This window comes from Parasphingomonas puruogangriensis, from assembly GCF_036663635.1.
In the GTDB taxonomy this organism is placed as follows: Bacteria; Pseudomonadota; Alphaproteobacteria; order Sphingomonadales; family Sphingomonadaceae; genus Sphingomonas.
In genome coordinates, this window is the sequence record NZ_JAXOJI010000004.1 from 89,275 (window position 1) to 107,327 (window position 18,053).

16 protein-coding genes are annotated in these 18,053 nt (G+C 66.0%); 9 read left to right on the forward strand and 7 right to left on the reverse strand.

The genetic code is table 11. The features are described from left to right. Positions 1-31 precede the first annotated feature (31 nt). Positions 32-1,390: an NAD-dependent succinate-semialdehyde dehydrogenase gene (locus U1739_RS11540; protein WP_332708153.1), complete on the forward strand. Its 1,359-nt coding sequence runs from the start codon at positions 32-34 to the stop codon at positions 1,388-1,390. A 133-nt stretch (positions 1,391-1,523) separates the two neighbouring features. Beyond that, on the forward strand, positions 1,524-2,222 hold the full coding sequence (locus U1739_RS11545; protein WP_332708155.1) for a L,D-transpeptidase family protein: 699 nt from the start codon (positions 1,524-1,526) through the stop codon (positions 2,220-2,222). A gap of 63 nt (positions 2,223-2,285) precedes the next feature. Here the strand turns inward: U1739_RS11545 and U1739_RS11550 are convergent, their stop codons facing one another. The 5 genes from U1739_RS11550 to U1739_RS11570 all read right to left on the reverse strand — a co-directional run bounded on the left by U1739_RS11550 (position 2,286) and on the right by U1739_RS11570 (position 8,772). After that, a complete protein-coding gene (locus U1739_RS11550; protein ID WP_332708157.1) occupies positions 2,286-3,977 on the reverse strand; it encodes a long-chain-fatty-acid--CoA ligase in 1,692 nt (563 codons plus the stop codon). A gap of 38 nt (positions 3,978-4,015) precedes the next feature. After that, positions 4,016-4,210 carry a hypothetical protein gene (locus tag U1739_RS11555; RefSeq protein ID WP_332708159.1) on the reverse strand — a complete coding sequence of 65 codons (195 nt, stop codon included), beginning with the start codon at positions 4,208-4,210 and terminating at the stop codon, positions 4,016-4,018. Positions 4,211-4,272: 62 nt separating this feature from the next. Further along, a complete protein-coding gene (locus U1739_RS11560) occupies positions 4,273-5,964 on the reverse strand; it encodes a GGDEF domain-containing protein (protein WP_332708161.1) in 1,692 nt (563 codons plus the stop codon). A 153-nt stretch (positions 5,965-6,117) separates the two neighbouring features. After that, positions 6,118-8,433 (reverse strand): ATP-dependent Clp protease ATP-binding subunit ClpA, encoded by a 2,316-nt coding sequence (gene clpA, locus U1739_RS11565; RefSeq protein WP_332708163.1) that lies wholly within the window; start codon positions 8,431-8,433, stop codon positions 6,118-6,120. 132 nt (positions 8,434-8,565) lie between these two features. Then, a complete protein-coding gene (locus U1739_RS11570) occupies positions 8,566-8,772 on the reverse strand; it encodes a DUF1192 domain-containing protein (protein WP_332708165.1) in 207 nt (68 codons plus the stop codon). 89 nt (positions 8,773-8,861) lie between these two features. Here U1739_RS11570 and U1739_RS11575 point away from each other — a divergent pair, with 89 nt between their 5' ends. The 7 genes from U1739_RS11575 to U1739_RS11605 all read left to right on the forward strand — a co-directional run bounded on the left by U1739_RS11575 (position 8,862) and on the right by U1739_RS11605 (position 15,695). Then, entirely contained in the window at positions 8,862-9,866 is a 1,005-nt protein-coding gene (locus U1739_RS11575) for an NAD(P)H-quinone oxidoreductase (protein WP_332708167.1), read from the forward strand. Positions 9,867-10,015: 149 nt separating this feature from the next. After that, positions 10,016-10,897: a UDP-2,3-diacylglucosamine diphosphatase gene (locus tag U1739_RS11580; RefSeq protein ID WP_332708168.1), complete on the forward strand. Its 882-nt coding sequence runs from the start codon at positions 10,016-10,018 to the stop codon at positions 10,895-10,897. A 5-nt stretch (positions 10,898-10,902) separates the two neighbouring features. Beyond that, positions 10,903-11,925, forward strand: a complete 1,023-nt coding sequence (locus tag U1739_RS11585) for a glycosyltransferase family 4 protein (RefSeq protein WP_332708169.1) — start codon at positions 10,903-10,905, stop codon at positions 11,923-11,925. Positions 11,926-12,032: 107 nt separating this feature from the next. Then, positions 12,033-12,716, forward strand: a complete 684-nt coding sequence (locus tag U1739_RS11590) for a cell cycle transcriptional regulator TrcR (RefSeq protein ID WP_332708171.1) — start codon at positions 12,033-12,035, stop codon at positions 12,714-12,716. A gap of 266 nt (positions 12,717-12,982) precedes the next feature. Next, positions 12,983-13,966: an MBL fold metallo-hydrolase gene (locus U1739_RS11595; protein ID WP_332708173.1), complete on the forward strand. Its 984-nt coding sequence runs from the start codon at positions 12,983-12,985 to the stop codon at positions 13,964-13,966. Between the two features lie 155 nt (positions 13,967-14,121). Next, positions 14,122-14,991: a dienelactone hydrolase family protein gene (locus tag U1739_RS11600; RefSeq protein WP_332708175.1), complete on the forward strand. Its 870-nt coding sequence runs from the start codon at positions 14,122-14,124 to the stop codon at positions 14,989-14,991. A 68-nt stretch (positions 14,992-15,059) separates the two neighbouring features. After that, positions 15,060-15,695, forward strand: a complete 636-nt coding sequence (locus U1739_RS11605) for a glutathione S-transferase family protein (protein WP_332708177.1) — start codon at positions 15,060-15,062, stop codon at positions 15,693-15,695. 39 nt (positions 15,696-15,734) lie between these two features. Here the strand turns inward: U1739_RS11605 and U1739_RS11610 are convergent, their stop codons facing one another. Beyond that, positions 15,735-17,300 carry a DEAD/DEAH box helicase gene (locus tag U1739_RS11610; protein ID WP_332708179.1) on the reverse strand — a complete coding sequence of 522 codons (1,566 nt, stop codon included), beginning with the start codon at positions 17,298-17,300 and terminating at the stop codon, positions 15,735-15,737. Between the two features lie 209 nt (positions 17,301-17,509). Beyond that, positions 17,510-17,992 carry a hypothetical protein gene (locus U1739_RS11615; protein ID WP_332708180.1) on the reverse strand — a complete coding sequence of 161 codons (483 nt, stop codon included), beginning with the start codon at positions 17,990-17,992 and terminating at the stop codon, positions 17,510-17,512. Between the last annotated feature and the right edge of the window lie 61 nt (positions 17,993-18,053).

Here is an 18,053-nt window from a genome sequence, read left to right on the forward strand (position 1 = left end):
CGTTGAGCGACCGACCCTTCAGGAGCCCAATATGTTTACCAGCATCAACCCCGCCACCGGCGCGCCCGGCGAGAGTTTCGCCGAACTGACCGCGGACGAGATCGAGACCCGCGTGCAGCGCGCCGCCGACGCCTACAGGTCCTGGCGCGCGACCGATTACGCCACGCGCACCGCCTTGCTCGAGGCGATCGCCGAGCAGTTCGACGCCAATCGCCAGCGCCTCGCTGAAATCGCCGTGCGCGAAATGGGCAAGACGCTGAAATCGGCGCTGGCCGAGATCGAGAAATGCGCCGTCGGCTTCCGCCATTATGCGCAGGAAGGCCCGGCGATGCTCGCCTCGCGTGAGTTCGCTACCTCGGCGGGCAAGGCCACCGCGCGCTGGCTGCCGATCGGCCCGGTGCTGGCAATCATGCCGTGGAACTTCCCCTATTGGCAGGTGGTGCGCTTTCTCGCGCCGACGATCATGGCGGGCAATGTCGGGCTGCTGAAGCACGCGTCCAGCGTGCAGGGCGTCGGCGCGGCGATCGAGGAAATGGTCATCGCCGCCGGTGCGCCGGCGGGCGTGTTCCAGAACCTCGCGATCAAGTCCGATAAGGTGGAGGCGCTGATCGCCGACGATCGCATCGCCGCGGTGACGCTCACCGGCAGTGAAGGCGCCGGCATGAAGGTGGCCGAGGCCGCCGGCCGCGCGCTCAAGAAGGTCGTGCTCGAACTGGGCGGCTCCGATCCGTTCATCGTCATGCCCTCGGCCGATCTCGATCTGGCGGCCAAGACCGCGGTGACCGCGCGGATCCAGAATAGCGGGCAATCGTGCATTTGCGCCAAGCGCATGATCGTGCATGCCGACGTCTATGAGGCGTTCCTGCAGAAATTCTCGGCCGGCATGCAGGCGGTCAAGGCCGGCGATCCGATGGACTCGGGCACCGACATGGGCCCGCTGTCGAGCGAGGAGCAGCGCCAGACCGTGCTCGACCAGATCGCCATGATCGAGAAGGAGGGCGGCAAATTGCTGTTTGGCGGCGCGGCATTGCCGGGGAGGGGGGCCTTCATGTCCGCTGGCATCCTGATCGACGTGCCGATCGATCATGCCGTGGCCAAGGAGGAACTGTTCGGCCCGGTGGCGATGCTGTTCAAGGCGGACGATATCGACGCGGCGATCGCATTGGCCAACGACGTGCCGTTCGGGCTGGGCTCGTCGGTGTGGACCAAAGACGCCGACGAGCGCGAGCGCTTCGAACGCGAGATCGAGGCCGGCATGACCGCGGTCAACCAGATGCTGGCGAGCAGCCCCGAAGCGCCGTTCGGCGGGATCAAGCGCTCCGGCCATGGGCGGGAATTGGGGCCGTACGGATTGCACGAATTCATGAATTTGAAGACGGTGGTTGGATAGGCCTTAAGCGTCACCCCAGCATTCGCTGGGGTGACGCGCGATGGCACCCATTAACGCCGCTTTCAGCCGTCCCGCCCCGGCACGACCGAAAACAGCGGCTTCACTCAGCCGCTGGTTTGCGTAATCAGGCGCCATGGGCAGCACACGATTCTCCGGCATGATCGGCCACGGCCTCGGCACGCGTCTCCTTGCCGGTACGCTTGCCGCATGCCTGCTCGGCGGCGTCGGGCTGATGGCGGTGGCGGCGAACCTGCCCGAGCCGACAGTGGCCGCCGCACCGCCCGTCGCCCAGCCCAAGGCCAAGCCCAAAGCCCAACCCGTCGCGCTCGCGTCGAAGCCGGCTGCCGCGGTCGCCGCGCCCGATTCAGGCTATGTCGTCAAGGGCATCCTGACGGTCGATGGCCCGATGCGGCAAGGCGATTCCTATTGGGACGAGAGCCACGCCCCCGCCACCGGCCCGGTCGTCGTCACGGTCGATCTCGCCGCGCAGACCGTATCGGTGTTCCGCGCCGGCTATGAGATCGGCACGGCGGTGATCATCTATGGCAGCGACACCACGCCGACCCCGCTCGGCATCTTCCCGATCACGCAGAAGGACGCCGATCACGTCTCCAACCTGTACGACGCGCCGATGCCGTACATGCTGCGGCTGACCAATGACGGCATCTCGATCCATGGCAGCGAAGTCGGCGACGGCTATGTCACGCACGGCTGCATCGGCGTGCCGACCGCATTCGCCAAGAAAGTGTTCGGCGTGGTCAAGCTCGGCGACAAGGTGATCGTCACGCGCGGCGAGCGGCTGGCGACCGGGCAGGCGATTACCGCGGCCTGACGCTAGCCTCTTACGTCGTCATCCCAGCTTCCGCTGGGATGACGGTGAGTCAGGGGGATGCGGTCAGACCCCCTCCGCCATCACCTCGGCGACCAAATCCTTGCGGCTCAATTTGCCGATCATCGTCTTGGGCATGCTCAGCCGGATCACCACCTGATCGACCCGTTCATGCCGCCCGAGTTGCGGGTTGAGCCAGTCGCGCAACGCCTCTGGCGTCACCACGATGCCGTCGTTCAGCGTCACATAGGCGCGCGGTTGCTCGCCGCGATAGGCGTCGGGCAGGCCGATCACCATCGCCTCCTTGACCGCCTCGTGGTGATGCAGGATCGCCTCGATCTGGCTCGGGAAGACCTTGAAACCGCTGACCGCGATCATGTCCTTTAGCCGATCGACGATGCGGATGAAACCGTCTTCGTCGATCACGCCGACATCGCCGGTGCGCAGCCAGCCGTCCCGATTCGCGAACGGAACGAAGACCTCGTTATTGGCATCGGGCTTGCCCCAATAGCCCTTCATGATCTGCGGCCCCTGCACGATCACTTCGCCCGGCTCGCCCTCCGGCGCGGGGAGCGTGGGATCGCCCTTGTCGACCAGTCGCACTTCGGTCGCCGGGATCGGCTGGCCGATGCTGCCGGGCTTGCCTGCACCCTCATAGGGATTGGCCGAGACCACGCCCGAGCTTTCCGACAGGCCATAGCCTTCGACCACGGTCGCGCCGGTCGCCGCCTCGAACTTGGCCTTGAGTTCCGCCGACAGCGGTGCGCCGCCCGAGATGCACACGCGCAGCGACGAAAAGTCGGTGCCGGCGGCCTTGGGATGATCGAGCAGCGCCTGGTACATTGTCGGCACGCCGGGCAGCGAGGTCGCCTTGGTCCGTTCCAGCGCGGCGAGCACCTGCCCGGCATCGAAGCGCGGCAGCATGACGATCGACCCGCCGTTGAGCACGGTGCGGTTGAGCACGCAGGTATTGGCGAAGACGTGGAATAGCGGCAGCACGCCGAGGATGCGGTCCGGCTCGCCGGGATGCGGATCGATGCCCATCACCTGGCGCGCATTGGCCGAGAGATTCTGGTGCGTCAGCATCGCGCCCTTGGGCACGCCGGTGGTGCCGCCGGTATATTGGATCAGCGCCACGTCCTCGAGCGGATTGATCGGCGGCGTCGCATGCTTGCCGTCATTGGCGATCAGCTTGGAGAAGGCGATGATGCGCGGATCATTCGGCCGTGCGGCCGTCTCCTTGCGCTTGAACAGGCGGTACAGCAGCGATTTGCCGGGCGGCAGCGCGCCGGCGACCGAGCCGACCACCAGCCGCTCGAGCCCGCTCTGTTCGAGCACTTTCAGCGCGGTCGGCAGCACTGCCTTGGCCGATACGGCGAACAGCAATTTGGTGCCCGAATCCGTCACCTGATGGGCGAGTTCGTCGACCGTATAGAGCGGCGAGAAGTTCACCACCGTCGCACCCAGTTTCAGGATGCCGTAATATGCGGCGAGATAGTGCGGCACGTTGGGCAGGAACAACCCGATCCGGTCGCCCGGGCCATAGCCCAGCGCGGCGAGCCCGGCGGCGACGCGGTTGGCCGCGTGCATCGTCTGGGCATAGCTGTAGCGGCGGCCGAGAAAATCGATCAGCGGGCGGGGGCCATGCGCCGCGACGCTCTGGTCGAACAGGTCGATCATCGACAGCGGCGGGTATACCGTGGTCCACGGGGTCGGGTGGCGATACGCGTTCTGCCAGGCGGCAATCGGGTCAGTCATTTACAATCGTGTAAGCAGGCGCCCGCCGTGCCGCAAGTTCAGACCAGCCTTTTCGTCCATGTTATCAGCACCGAAACCGCCAGCACGCCGAGGTCCACGGCGGCCTGAACGCGCATCGGCGCACGATCCGTAGCGTCATGCGTAAGGATCTGAATATTGGCCGAGGGATGGCGCACGGCGAGCAACAGCATGGCCGCGACAGCAATTCCCAGCCCGATTCGGCGTTCACGCATGGCAACCCACCCTCTTCCGTTGCGCCGAAGCTAGCTCGTGCGCGCGACGGCGGCAAGCCGGGTCACGCGGCGGCCATGCTGCAATGCAGCGCGGGGTCGCCTTTACGCGCGCGATCGCGCCCGGCGCGCTTGGCGTCGAACAAGGCCAGGTCGGCGGCGCAGTACATCGATTTCCAATCGGCTTCGATCGCCAGCGGTCCGATGCAGGCGCCGATGCTGGCGGTGACGGTGAGGTCGAACGGCATGCGCGCGCCGCGCAGCTCGGCCAGCACATGATCGGGGTCGAGCGCGTCGGCGAGCGGCGTGACGATGGCGAATTCCTCCCCGCCGATCCGCGCCAGCACCGATGTGGCGCCGATCGCGTCGCGCAATACAAGCGCCACCAGCCGCAGCACCTCGTCGCCGCCGTCATGGCCGATCGTGTCGTTGACGCGCTTGAAATGGTCGATGTCGAGGAGCAGCAATTGCTGGTCGCCGTCGCGCCCGATCGCCTCGCGCAGGAACGAGCGGCGGTTCATCAGCCCGGTCAGCGGATCGGCATCGGCCAGCATGTGCGCGGCGATTTCCTGCGCCCGGGCGGCGTCGCGCTCGCGCGTGATCAGCAGGATACGATAGGCGATCGCCAGGCTGGACAGCAGGGCCTCCGACGCCATCGACAGGATGGTCGAATTGTCGATCCAGAAATCATACGGCAGCAGGTTCAGCCCGTGCCCGATACGGATGATGGCAAGGCCGATCGGCGCGCTCCAGGCGATGATGAACAGCCACAGGAAGGCGCTGCGGCGGATCCACGCATAGACGATCATCGGGATCGCCGTGCACACCATCACCGCGAAACCGAATGAATAGGCCATGTCGAGCAGGCGGAACTGCCACGGCGCCAGCAGGGCGATGCCCAACGTCGGCACGGCCAGCACGATACAGGATAAGTTGAGCACGCGGTCGAGCCAAAGCGGGATCACGCCATTTTCGAAGATGTGCCGCAGGAATAGGATCGCGGCGACGCCGGTCATCGCCAGCAAGACGTAATTGAGCCGCAGCCGCTCGTTATTGGCAATTTCCGGCATCGCCCAGGCCAAGGCGCCGGAGGAGGAGAAGGCATAGATCAACATGCCCGCCATCATCGCGCAATAAAATGGCAGGAAGGCATGGCGCAGCGCGCGGGCGAGGCCGAGATTGTATAGCAACAAGGCCAGGCACAGGCCGCCGAACGCGGCGTAGATGCCGGCCATCACGACGTTCGAGGTCGCTGCCTGGGGGCCGGTGGCGACGGTCGGCGCGAGCACGATGCCGCGCACATTGGCGCTGCCTTCGACGTGCCACAGCAGCCGCGTTAGCGTGACGGGGCGGCGCGGCAACGCGTTCTGGATGATCGCGCCGAGCTGCAGGTTGCGCGTCGCGCCAAAGGCGTCGGTGGCGATCTTCACGCGCGCGCCATCGGCATACAGCGCGTACAGCGTCATGCGCTTCTGCCATACGCTCGCCACGCGGACGGTCAGGCGGCTGCCATCGGTATCGATGTGCAACGGCCGGCTGACCACCCAGAAATCGCCCGGCCCGAAATTGCGCTGCGGCGTCGTGCAATCTAAGCCGCGCGGCGTGCGCAGCAGGTCGGTGGGATCGAGCCCCGGCGCGTCGGGTCGGACGCAGATCGCGATCGGGGTGCCGACCTTGCCCGCCCGAACCTCTGCTTGGGCCGGCGCGATGCCGATGCACAGCAGGATCAACAGGGCGTAGAGGCGAAACGGCAACATGCTCGCGGCGATAGCGCAGGCGAGCGAAGATTAGGTAAATATGCGTAGCGGCGGAAAGGTTCCGGCGGACAGGCAATGCTCTCCTTAAAGCAACGGCGCGGTCCCCTGGAGGAGACCGCGCCGCGTGCGATGCATAGGATTGAAAAGGCGCGCCTACTTCGCCTCGAAGGCTTCGGCCTTGCCCTTCTTGCGCGGCTTTTTGGGCGGCGCCGGGGTGATTTCGAACGACAGCGCGCCGTCCTTCATCTTGACGTTGACCTCGCCGCCATGGACCAATTTGCCGAACAGCAATTCCTCGGCCAGCGGCTGCTTGATCTTTTCCTGGATCAGGCGGCCCATCGGGCGGGCGCCGTACAGCTTGTCATAACCCTTGGTGGTCAGCCAAGCTTTCGATTCGTCGTCCAAGTTGATATGCACGTTGCGATCGGCCAGCTGCAGTTCGAGCTGCAGGATGAACTTGTCGACCACGCGGGCCACCACTTCGGTCGGCAAATAGCCGAACGGCACGATCGCATCCAGCCGGTTGCGGAATTCCGGCGTGAACATCTTCTGCACCGCCTGCTCGTCCTCGCCCTCGCGGGTGAGCTGACCGAAGCCCAATGTCTCGCGCGCCATATCCGATGCGCCGGCATTGGTCGTCATGATCAGGATGACGTTGCGGAAATCGACCGTCTTGCCGTGCTGGTCGGTCAGGCGGCCGTTATCCATCACCTGCAGCAGGATGTTGAACAGATCGGGATGCGCCTTCTCGATCTCGTCGAGCAGCAGCACCGAATGCGGCTGCTGGTCGATCGCGTCGGTCAGCAGGCCGCCCTGATCGAACCCGACATAGCCCGGGGGCGCACCGATCAGCCGCGAGACCGAATGGCGTTCCATATATTCGGACATGTCGAAGCGCTGCAGCGGGATGCCCATGATCGTGGCGAGCTGCTTGGCGACTTCGGTCTTGCCCACGCCGGTCGGCCCGGTGAACAGGTAATTGCCGATCGGCTTCTCCGGGTCACGCAGGCCAGCACGGCTCAGCTTGATCGCCGAGGCGAGCTTTTCGATCGCGGCATTCTGCCCGAACACGACGCGCTTGAGATCCGTCTCGAGCGATTCCAGCGCCTTGGTATCGTCGGTCGAGACCGATTTCGGCGGGATGCGCGCCATCGTCGCGATCACGGCTTCGATTTCGCGCGTGGTGATCGTGCGCTTGCGCTTGTTCGGCGGCACCAGCATCTGCATCGCGCCGACCTCGTCGATCACGTCGATCGCCTTGTCCGGCAGTTTGCGGTCGTTGATGTAGCGCGCACTCAGCTCCACTGCCGATTTGATCGCGTCGGGCGTGTATTTCACCTTATGATGGTCTTCGAACGCGGTGCGCAGGCCGGTCAGGATCTTGATCGTATCCTCGATCGTCGGTTCGTTGACGTCGATCTTCTGGAAGCGCCGCAGCAGCGCGCGGTCCTTCTCGAAATGGTTGCGGAACTCCTTGTAGGTGGTCGAACCGATGCAGCGGATCGTGCCGCCGGACAAAGCCGGCTTCAACAGGTTCGAGGCATCCATCGCCCCGCCGCTGGTCGCGCCGGCGCCGATCACGGTGTGGATCTCGTCGATGAACAGGATCGCGTCGGGCATCTTTTCGAGCTCGGTGACGACCGCCTTCAGTCGCTCCTCGAAATCGCCGCGATAGCGCGTGCCGGCCAGCAACGCGCCCATGTCGAGCGAGTAGATCACGGCCGGCAGCAACACCTCGGGCACATCGCCCTCGACGATCTTGCGCGCCAGACCCTCGGCGATCGCCGTCTTGCCCACGCCGGGATCGCCGACATATAGCGGGTTGTTCTTCGACCGGCGGCACAGGATCTGCACCGTGCGATCCACCTCGGGGCCACGCCCGATCAGCGGATCGACCTTGCCGTTCTTGGCCTTCTCGTTGAGATCGACGCAGAATTGCTTGAGCGCGGATTCACTCTTGCCCTTCTCGCCCGGCTTGGCTGGCTTCTCTTCTTCGGCACCTTTCACGTCGCGCGTCTCCGGTGCTGCGCCGCCCTTGCCGACGCCGTGGGAAATGAAGCTCACCGCATCGAGCCGGCTCATATCCTGCTGCTGCAGGAAATAGACGGCATAGCTCTCGCGCTCGCTGAACAATGCGACGAGCACGTTGGCGCCGGTCACTTCATCGCGGCCCGAGGACTGCACGTGGAGAATGGCGCGCTGCACGACACGCTGGAAGCCGCTGGTCGGCGACGGATCCGTCGCCGCCTCCACTTTCAGCGCTTCGAGTTCGGTATCGAGATAATGCGCCACGGTGGTCTTGAGCTCGTCGAGCTCGACGCCGCACGAGATCATCACCTGCGAGGCATGCTCGTCGGCGATCAGCGCGAGCAGCAGATGCTCGAGCGTGGCATATTCATGGCGCCGCGACGACGCGGCTTCGAGCGCCTTGTGAAGCGTGGTTTCCAGCGCAGAGGCGAAAGACGGCATGTGAAGGTTACTCCAAGCGGACCGCAAACAACGCGCAGTCCTTTCCTACTATGTCGGAAGTCGAGCCGACCGCATCAAGCACTTGAAAAACGCTTCGGTCCATCCTGTGAGCCGAAGCATCCAAGGTCCCCATCAACCTTCTTGGCGCTTGAATAAGCCGTCCGCGCTTGCACGATGGTTAACGGCGCGGTCTTTTTTACCTCGCGTCCGCTCTATCTCGGCCTCCAAGACCGCGATCCGCGCATCCAGTTCTGCAACAGACATGGGGTCGAGGTCCTGCCGCGTCAATGCGGTCAGCGGGTCATCCGGCGTGCCGGCGAAAATCTCGTCCAGGTCCATAGGGAAGAAAGTTGACCCTGTGGGTGCCGATGTCAATAAGAACCGCCGCGCCAGGATCGTATAGCGCCGGCGTATTAGGGGCGGAACCGATGAGCGATATTCCAGAGACGATGCGGGCGATCGATCCCGAGGCGCCCGGTGGCGCCGACGTCTTGATTCTGGTGGAGCGCCCGGTGCCGACGCCCGGGCCGGACGAGGTGCTGGTCCGCGTCGCCGCGGCCGGCGTCAACCGCCCCGAAGTGATGCAGCGCAAGGGCCTGTATCCGCCGCCGCCGGGTGCCTCCTCGATCCTCGGCATGGAAATCGCCGGCACCATCGTGGCGGTCGGCGAGGGCGTCATGCCGGAGATTATCGGCCAGCCGGTCTGCGCCTTGATCACCGCCGGCGCCTATGCCGAATATGCCGTCGCGCCATGGGGCCAGTGCCTGCCGGTGCCACAAGCGCTGAGCATGATCGAAGCCGCGGCTATGCCCGAGACGTTGTTCACCGTGTGGACCAATTTGTTCGAGCGCGGCTATGCCAGCGAAGGCGATACCGTGCTGGTTCACGGCGGGACCAGTGGCATCGGCACGATGGCCATCGGCCTGTGCAACCTGTTCGGCGTGACGATCATCGTCACCGCCGGCAGCGACGACAAATGCGCCGCCGCGTTGGCGCTCGGCGCGGATCATGCGATCAACTATAAGGACGAAGATTTCGTCGCGCGCGTGAAGGCGATCACTGCGGGCAAGGGCGTGCAGGTCGTGCTCGACATGGTCGGCGGGGAGTATGTGCCGCGCAACCTGCAATGCCTGGCCGAGGACGGCCGCCACGTCTCGATCGCAGTGCAGGGCGGCGCGCAGGCGACGATCCCGCTGTTCGAGATCATGCGCCGCCGCCTGACGCTGACCGGCTCGACGCTGCGCCCGCGCGACACCGCGTTCAAGACGCTGGTGGCGGACGAACTGGCCCGCACCGTCTGGCCGCATGTCGAGGCCGGTCGGCTGAAGCCGGTGATCGACCGGACCTTCCCCTTCGCCGACGCCGCCCACGCGCACGAACGCATGGAAGCCGGCGACCATGTCGGCAAGATCGTCCTGGTGATGGAGGGGTAGTGCGCGTCGTCCCGGCGGAGGCCGGGACGACGAGGGCCGCGCCCCGCCCCGAAATTAGCGATTGACGCGGAACAATGCCCGCGCAATTCTCAATTGTAACAATGTTCCGGCATAGCAGCAGCATCAAGCAAAGATGCGGGGCAGGCAGCATGAGCGTCGTCACCAGGATCGGGTTGGACAATCTGACGGATTTCGCGGATTTCGCGAACTCTCAGCCGTCCATTCCCGAACGTACCATTTCCGGGCGGCAGCAATTCCGCACGATCTGGATCTCCGACGTCCATCTCGGCACGCGCGGTTGCAATGCCGAGATGCTGATCGACTTCCTCGATCACGTCGATAGCGATACGTTATACTTGGTCGGCGACATCATCGACGGCTGGCGACTGCGCAAGAAATTCTACTGGCCGGTGGCGCATAACGACGTCGTCTGGCGCCTGCTCAAGCGCGCCCGCCGCGGCACCCGCGTCGTCTATATCCCCGGCAATCACGACGAGGTCTTCCGCCAGTTCGCCGGGCTCGATTTCGGCGGCGTCGAAATCCGCCGCCAGGCAATCCACCATACCGCCGACGGGCGCGCGCTGCTCGTGCTGCACGGCGATGAATTCGATGCCATCACGCTGGCGCATCGCTGGCTCGCGCATGTCGGCGACGCCGCCTACAATCTGCTGATGGCGCTCAACCGTGGGCTCAACGCCTATCGCCGCTTCTTCAACCTGCCGTATTGGTCGCTGAGCAAGCACGCCAAGGCCAAGGTCAAGAAATCGGTCGAGTTCATTTCCAATTACGAGGAAGTGGTGGCGCAGGCCGCGGCGCATCGCGGCGTCGACGGCGTGGTGTGCGGTCACATCCACACCGCCGAATATCGCGATATCGACGGCATCGAATATTATAATGACGGCGATTGGGTCGAGGGCTGCACCGCCTTGGTCGAGCATTTCGACGGGCGCATGGAGCTGCTCCACTGGGCCGACGAGATCGCCGCGCGCGCCGTCGACGATGCGCCGGAAGTCGCGATGTTGGCAGCCTGAGCCCGGTGCGCATCGCGATCGTCACCGATGCGTGGAGCCCGCAGGTGAACGGCGTGGTGCGCACGCTGCAGGCGGTCAGCGCCGAATTGCGCGCGCAGGGGCATGACGTGCTGATCGTCTCGCCCGATCTGTTCGCGTCGATGCCATGCCCGACCTATCCGGAGATCCGCCTGGCCTTTGCACGGACCAGCGCCGTCGGGCGGATGCTCGAGGAGTTCGGCCCGCACGCCATCCATCTCTCGACCGAGGGCCCGGTGTGCCTCGCCGCCCGGCGCTGGTGTCTGGCGCGCGATTTCCCCTTCACCACCGCCTATCACACGCAATTCCCCGATTATGTCGCGGCGCGCACCGGCGTGAACCCCGAATGGATATGGCGCTACATCCGCTGGTTCCACACGCCGGCACAGTCGATCCTGGTGTCCACACCGTCGATCGCCGGCACGCTCGCCGCGCATGGCCTGACCCATGTCCGCGAATGGGGCAGGGGCGTCGATATTGCTGCATTCTCGGCCGCTATCCCGCCCGATCCGGCCATCGCCGCCTTGCCCGGCCCGGTCCTGCTGCATGTCGGCCGCGTCGCGGTGGAGAAGAATATCGAGGCGTTCCTGGGCAGCGCGCATCCCGGCACCAAGGTGGTGGTCGGCGACGGCCCGGCGCGCGCCACGCTCGAAGCGAAATATCCTGATGCGCTGTTCCTCGGCCCGCTGGCCGGCGCGGCATTATCGGGCGCCTATGCCGCCGCCGACGTGCTGGTCTTCCCCAGCCGCACCGACACGTTCGGGCTGGTGATGATCGAGGCGCTCGCCTGCGGCACGCCGGTGGCGGCCTATCCCGTCACCGGCCCGATCGACGTGCTCAACGAGCAGGTCGCGGCGATGGACGAGGATCTCGACGTGGCGATCGCGCGCGCGCTGACCCGCGACCGCGCCGCCTGCGCCGCGTTCGGTGCCGGCTTCACCTGGGAAGCCAGCGCTCGCCAATTCCTCGCCGCCTTGGTCCCGGTCTATGCCGAGGCGCTCGCCGCGTGAGGCCAGGCAAAACCACGCGCCTTGCTAGTCCCCGCCAGAAGCAGTACATCACGGCGCAGCGCGGCCGCTCCGAAAGGGGCGGCCCTTTCTGTTTCTAGGAGTTTCCCGTGGCCCAGCCGCTCATGCCCCATGCCACCGCCTCGTGGCTGGTCGACAACACGTCGCTCTCGTTCGAGCAGATCGCCGAATTTTGCGGCCTGCACATTCTCGAAATCCAGGCCATTGCCGACGATACCGCAGCGACCAAGCTGACCGGTCGCGATCCGATCCGCGCGCACGAGCTGACGCAGGAAGAGATCGACAAGGGCCAGGAAGATCCCGAATATAGCCTCAAGATCATCAAGGGCCCCGAGCAGGTCCGCCGCACCAAGGGCCCGCGCTACACCCCGGTGTCGAAGCGCTCGGACAAGCCCGACGGCATTTCCTGGATCATCCGCAACCATCCGGAGATCACCGACGGCGCGATCGGCATCCTGATCGGCACGACCCGCACCACGATCGCCGCGATCCGCGACCGCAGCCACTGGAACATCGCCAACATCACGCCGAAGGATCCGGTCACCCTGGGTCTGACCACGCAGCGCGAGCTCGACGCCGCGGTGGCCAAGGCCGGCAAGGCCGCGGGCCTGGAACCGGTGGTCGACACCAAGCTCGACGGCGACCGCGAAGCGCTGATCACCGAACTGCGCCAGCAGCGCGCGCAGGCCGCGATCGATGCCGAGGCGGCGGAAGCCGGCGAGGGCGTTGCCGCCCCGGTCGAGCGCACCGCGGAGAATCTGTTCAAGAGCTGAGCGATCGACGCTAAACTGTTCCCCGGCGCAGGCCGGGGCCCAGTCGGAAAGGTCGCTGTAACGGCGCGCAACGCCCGCCAACCAGCGTTGCGCCACTGGGCCCCGGCTTCCGCCGGGGAACAAGAAGGTTGGCACCGTCGGCGTTCCGTTGCTACTCGCAACCTATGTCGATCAACGCGCCCGCCCCCACCTTCGCCAACGCCCCCACCAGCCACAAAGGCCTGACCTACCCCTTTGGCGGCGCCGAGCCCGCCCCAGGCGAGGTCATGCCCGTCGCTCCCGGGATCTGCTGGGTCCGCCTGCACATCCCCGGCCCATTGAAGCACGTGAACTGCTGGCTGATCGACGACAGCGATGAACGTGGCGACGGCCTCGCCTTGGTCGATACCGGCATGAACACCACCGACGCGCGCGACGCCTGGAAGACGATCTTCAAGGGCCCGCTCGCCGGCGTGCGCATCACCAAGATGATCGGCACGCACATGCACCCCGATCATATCGGCCTGGCCGGCTGGATGTGCGATCACCATGCCGCGCCGCTGCTCATGACCCGCGGCGAATGGCTCACCGCGCAGATGCTCGTTGCCGATGCGCGTGACAGCGTGCCGGGCGAAGTCACCGCGTTCCGCATCGGCTGCGGCTGGAGCGACGAGCAGATCGCGCATGCCGCAGCGCGCGGTTGGGCCGGTTTCCGCCGCATCGTCACGCCGCTGCCGCTCAGCTACACCCGCCTCAAGGATGGCGACACGCTGACGCTCGGCGGCAGCGACTGGCGCGTGGTGGTCGGCTCCGGCCATAGCCCCGAACATGCCTGTCTGCTCGACGAGACGCGGGGCGTGCTCATCGCCGGCGATCAGGTGCTGCCGCGGATCAGCCCCAACGTCTCGCTCGGCGTCACCGAGCCCAACGCCGATCCGCTTGGCGAATGGTTCGCCTCGATCGCCAAGCTCAAGCAACTGCCGGCCGACCTGCTCGTCCTGCCCGGCCACGGCGACCCGTTCACCGGCCTGCACGCCCGGCTCGACGCGATGGACCGCGAGCATCGCGAGCGGCTCGATGAGCTCCATGCCTTTCTCGGCGACGGAAAACGGGCCGTGGATGTGTTCGGCCGCCTGTTCCGCCGCGCGATCGGCCCCGATATGCTCGGCATGGCCACCGGCGAAGCGCTGGCGCATCTGCGCCGGCTGGAAGTAGAGGGCAGGGCGGTCAAGGACGTGCGCGACAGCGTCTGGTGGTACCGCGCCGTCTGAGCATGAGCGGCGCCCAATCCTCCGTCATCCCAGCGAAAGCTGGGATCTCACCGGGCTGGTACGCGATCGGAGCCGCACGAGACCCCAGCTTTCGCTGGGGTGACGCTGGCGGCCCTACACGCTAGCTTCACCCCACGACTCACCGGAGAATCCCAATGTGCGACGAACACACCGCCGAAGACAATGCGGCTTTCCTCGCCGGCTTGTCCCGCCGCCAATTCGGCGCCGCCGCCGGTGCGGTCGGGCTCGCCATGCTGCTGCCCAGCCCCGCCAATGCCAAGCCGGTGAAGGGCAAGAGCGTCACCATCACCACGCCGGACGGTAGCGCCGACGGCTATTTCGTCGCGCCGACCAGCGGCAAGCATCCCGCCGTGCTGATCTGGCCGGACATTATGGGCCTGCGCCCCGCCTTCCAGCAGATGGCCAACCGGCTCTCCGAATCCGGTTATGCCGTGCTCGTCGTCAACCAATTCTACCGCAGCACCAAGGCGCCGTTCCTGAAGGCCGGCGAATCCTTCGACCAGCCCGAGATCCGCGCGAAGATCGGGCCGTGGCGCACCTTGCTCACCCCCGAGGCGACGACGCGCGACGCCCAGGCCTTCACCACCTTCCTCGATGCGCAGAAGCAGGTCGATACCAAGCGTGGCATGGCCAGCACGGGCTATTGCATGGGCGGGCCGATGACGATGATCACCGCCGCGCTGCTCCCGACCCGCATCCGCGCCGGCGCCTCGTTCCACGGCGGTGGCCTGGTCACCGACAAGCCGGATAGCCCGCATCTGCTGGTGCCGAAGATGAAGGCGGCCTATCTGTTCGCCATTGCCGAGAATGATGACGCGCGCGAGCCGACCGCCAAGGATGGCCTGCGCACTGCCTTCGCCGCGGCCAAGCTGCCGGCGGAAATCGAGGTCTATAAGGGCACGATGCACGGCTGGTGCCCGCCCGACAGCAAGGTCTACAACGCCGCCCAGGCCGACCGCGCCTGGGGTCGGATGCTCGCGCTGTTCGAGACGTCGCTGGCGTAACGGCTTGACGCGGCACGGTGGATTGTTCCACAAATGTTCCGTTGAGACCTGAGTCGGAGGACGTCCCTATGAGCCTGACCTTCTACACCAATCCGATGTCGCGTGGCCGTATCGCGCGCTGGATGCTCGAGGAAACCGGCGCGGCGTATGAAACGGTGGTGCTCGGCTACGACCCATCGGGGCCGGGCTCGATGAAGGACGCCGACTATCTCGCGATCAACCCGATGGGCAAGGTGCCGGCCATCGTCCATGACGGCAAGGTCGTCACCGAAGGCGCGGCGATCTGCGCTTATCTCGCCGATGCCTTTCCCGGGGCGAGCTTGGCCCCGCCGACCACCGAGCGCGCCGATTATTATCGCTGGCTGTTCTTCGCCGCCGGCCCGGCCGAGCAGGCGGTGACCAACAAATCGATGGGCTTCGCGCCGACCGCGGATCAGGGGCGCATGGCCGGTTACGGCAATTTCGACCTGATGGTAGACGTGCTGGAGAAAGCCGTCTCCGCGCATGACTATATCGCCGGCGATCGTTTCACCGCGGCGGACGTCTATGCCGGCTCGCAGATCGCCTGGGGCAAGCAATTCGGCTCGCTGCCGCAGCGCGACGCATTCGATGCGTATCTCGGCCGCATCCTCGCCCGGCCTGCGTACGAGCGCGCCGCGGAGATCGACGACGCGCTGATCGCCGCGGCACAAGCGGCGGCGTAACTTTTAAAGCCCTCCCTTTCAGGGGAGGGCTTTAAATGATCAGTCGACGATCAGCCGGGCGTTGAGGAAGCTCGGCAGCGGGCCGTTCCAGCCGCCATCATCAGGCTCGTCCTGTTGCTGGCGCTGCGCACGAGGCTGCTCGGTGCGCGGCGGGCGGCTGTCGCGCGGCGGACGCGCCGGGCGTTCTTCGCGTTGCGGCCGCTCTTCGCGCTCAGGTCGGGCAGCACGCTCAGGCCGCGGTTCGCGCTCGGGACGTGCCTCACGTTCCGGCCTCGCTTCCCGCGCCGGCCGCTCCTCTCGCGGCGCACGCGCTTCGCGTGGCGGTCGCGCTTCGCGCTCGGGCTGCACCTCGCGCTCGACCGGCGCTTCAACCGGCGCCGGTGCGGCAATGGCACCACGCGCCGCCGGCCGACGACGGCCCCGCGGGGTCCGCTCTTCGCGCGGCGCGTCCGCTTCGGGCGCCGCTTCGTCGACCGCCTCGACCGGCGCATCGGTCGCGCCGTAGCGCTCGATCTTCATGCCGGTCAGCTTTTCGATATTGTCGATATTCTCGGCATCGTCCGGCGTCACCAGGGTGAACGCTACGCCGGTCGCGCCGGCCCGGCCCGTTCGCCCGATGCGGTGCACGTAATCGTCCGGATGCCACGGCGCGTCGAAATTGAACACGTGGCTCACGCCCTTGATATCCAGCCCGCGCGCGGCGACGTCGCTGGCCACCAGGATATTGACGTCGCCCGCCTTGAACCGGTCGAGCTCGGCGATGCGCTGCGATTGCTCCATGTCGCCATGGATCTCCGACGAGCGAAACCCGAGTTTCTGCAGCGATTTGTTGAGCTCGCGCACCGTCGTCTTGCGGTTGGAGAAGATGATCGCGGTCTTCACGTCTTCCGCGCGCAGCAGCTGCGTCAATTTGTCGCGCTTCTTGGCAGCCGACACGGCGACCACCCACTGCTTGATATTGACGTTCGCCGTCGCCGGCCGCGCCACTTCGATCGTCTTGGGGTTGGACAGAAACTTGTCGGCCAGTTTCTTGATCGGCGGCGGCATCGTCGCCGAGAACAGCAAGGTCTGCCGCGTCTTGGGCAGCTTGGTGCAGATTTCCTCGATATCGGGGATGAAGCCCATGTCGAGCATGCGGTCGGCCTCGTCGATGACGAGCAATTCGCAGCCGTTGAGCATGATCTTGCCGCGCCCGAACAGATCCATCAGCCGGCCCGGCGTGGCGATCAGCACGTCGACGCCCTTTTCCAGCGCCTTCTGCTGGTCGCCCATCGACACGCCACCGATCAGCAGCGCCATGCTCAGCTTGTGATATTTGCCGTATTTTTCGAAATTCTCCGCCACCTGCGCGGCCAGTTCGCGCGTCGGCTCGAGGATCAACGAACGCGGCATGCGCGCGCGGCTGCGGCCTTCGCCGAGGATATCGATCATCGGCAGCACGAAGGCGGCGGTCTTGCCCGTGCCGGTCTGCGCGATGGCGACGAGATCGCGCATCATCAGCACGCTGGGAATCGCGCTCGCCTGGATCGGCGTCGGCTCGGTATAGCCGGATTCGCCGATGGCTTTCAAAAGCGGGTCGGAAAGGCCGAGATCGGCGAAGGTCATGCAGTATCCGGATGTTAGGGCAGGGGAGAAGCCACCATGCCAACCGGCAAAGCGCTTGCGGATTAAGGGCGAAATGTCAAGGTAAAGGCGGTTCCGAGATGCCATTGCCCTCCTCACGCCGTCATCCCAGCGCAAGCTGGGATCTCAAGCGGCATGGGCGGACAGGGGCCGCGCGAGACCCAGCCCGCGCTGGGTCGGTGCGGCCGGTGTTACTTCTTCGGCTTCAGCGTCTTGAATCCGGAGATCGGGCAGGCCCGCCCGGACCGCGCGCGGATCACGTCGCGTTTGCCGCACAGCTGCCCGTCGGGCGTCGGTTTCAGATACATGCCGGCATAGAAATCCAGCGTCGGACAATCGTCGTCGAGCTTCGCGCGCAGCATCGTGCCGTCGGTCAGCAACAGATCGACGCTTTCCTTGCGCGCCACGCCGGTGCCGGCAAGCCGCTCGATCGGCACGCATTTCGGCCCTTTCTTCTCGGTCACGCGCGGCGGCACCGGGAACATCGTCGGCGCGCCGAGCGGGCGGCTGACGCGCGGCGCGATCGGCTGTTTGGGTGTGCGGATGATGATGCGCTGGCGGATCGTCAGCTGCGTCATGGCCCAGCCGCGTGCCGGCGCGCTCCCGCGCGGTGGGTCCGCGGGGGCCGGGGCCACGAGCATCAGCAGCAGTGCGGAGGGCAGGGGATTCGGCATCGATGACGCCAACCTAGCGGAAACGCTTGAACGTTGGATGAATTGTCTCAGGCCCCGGGGA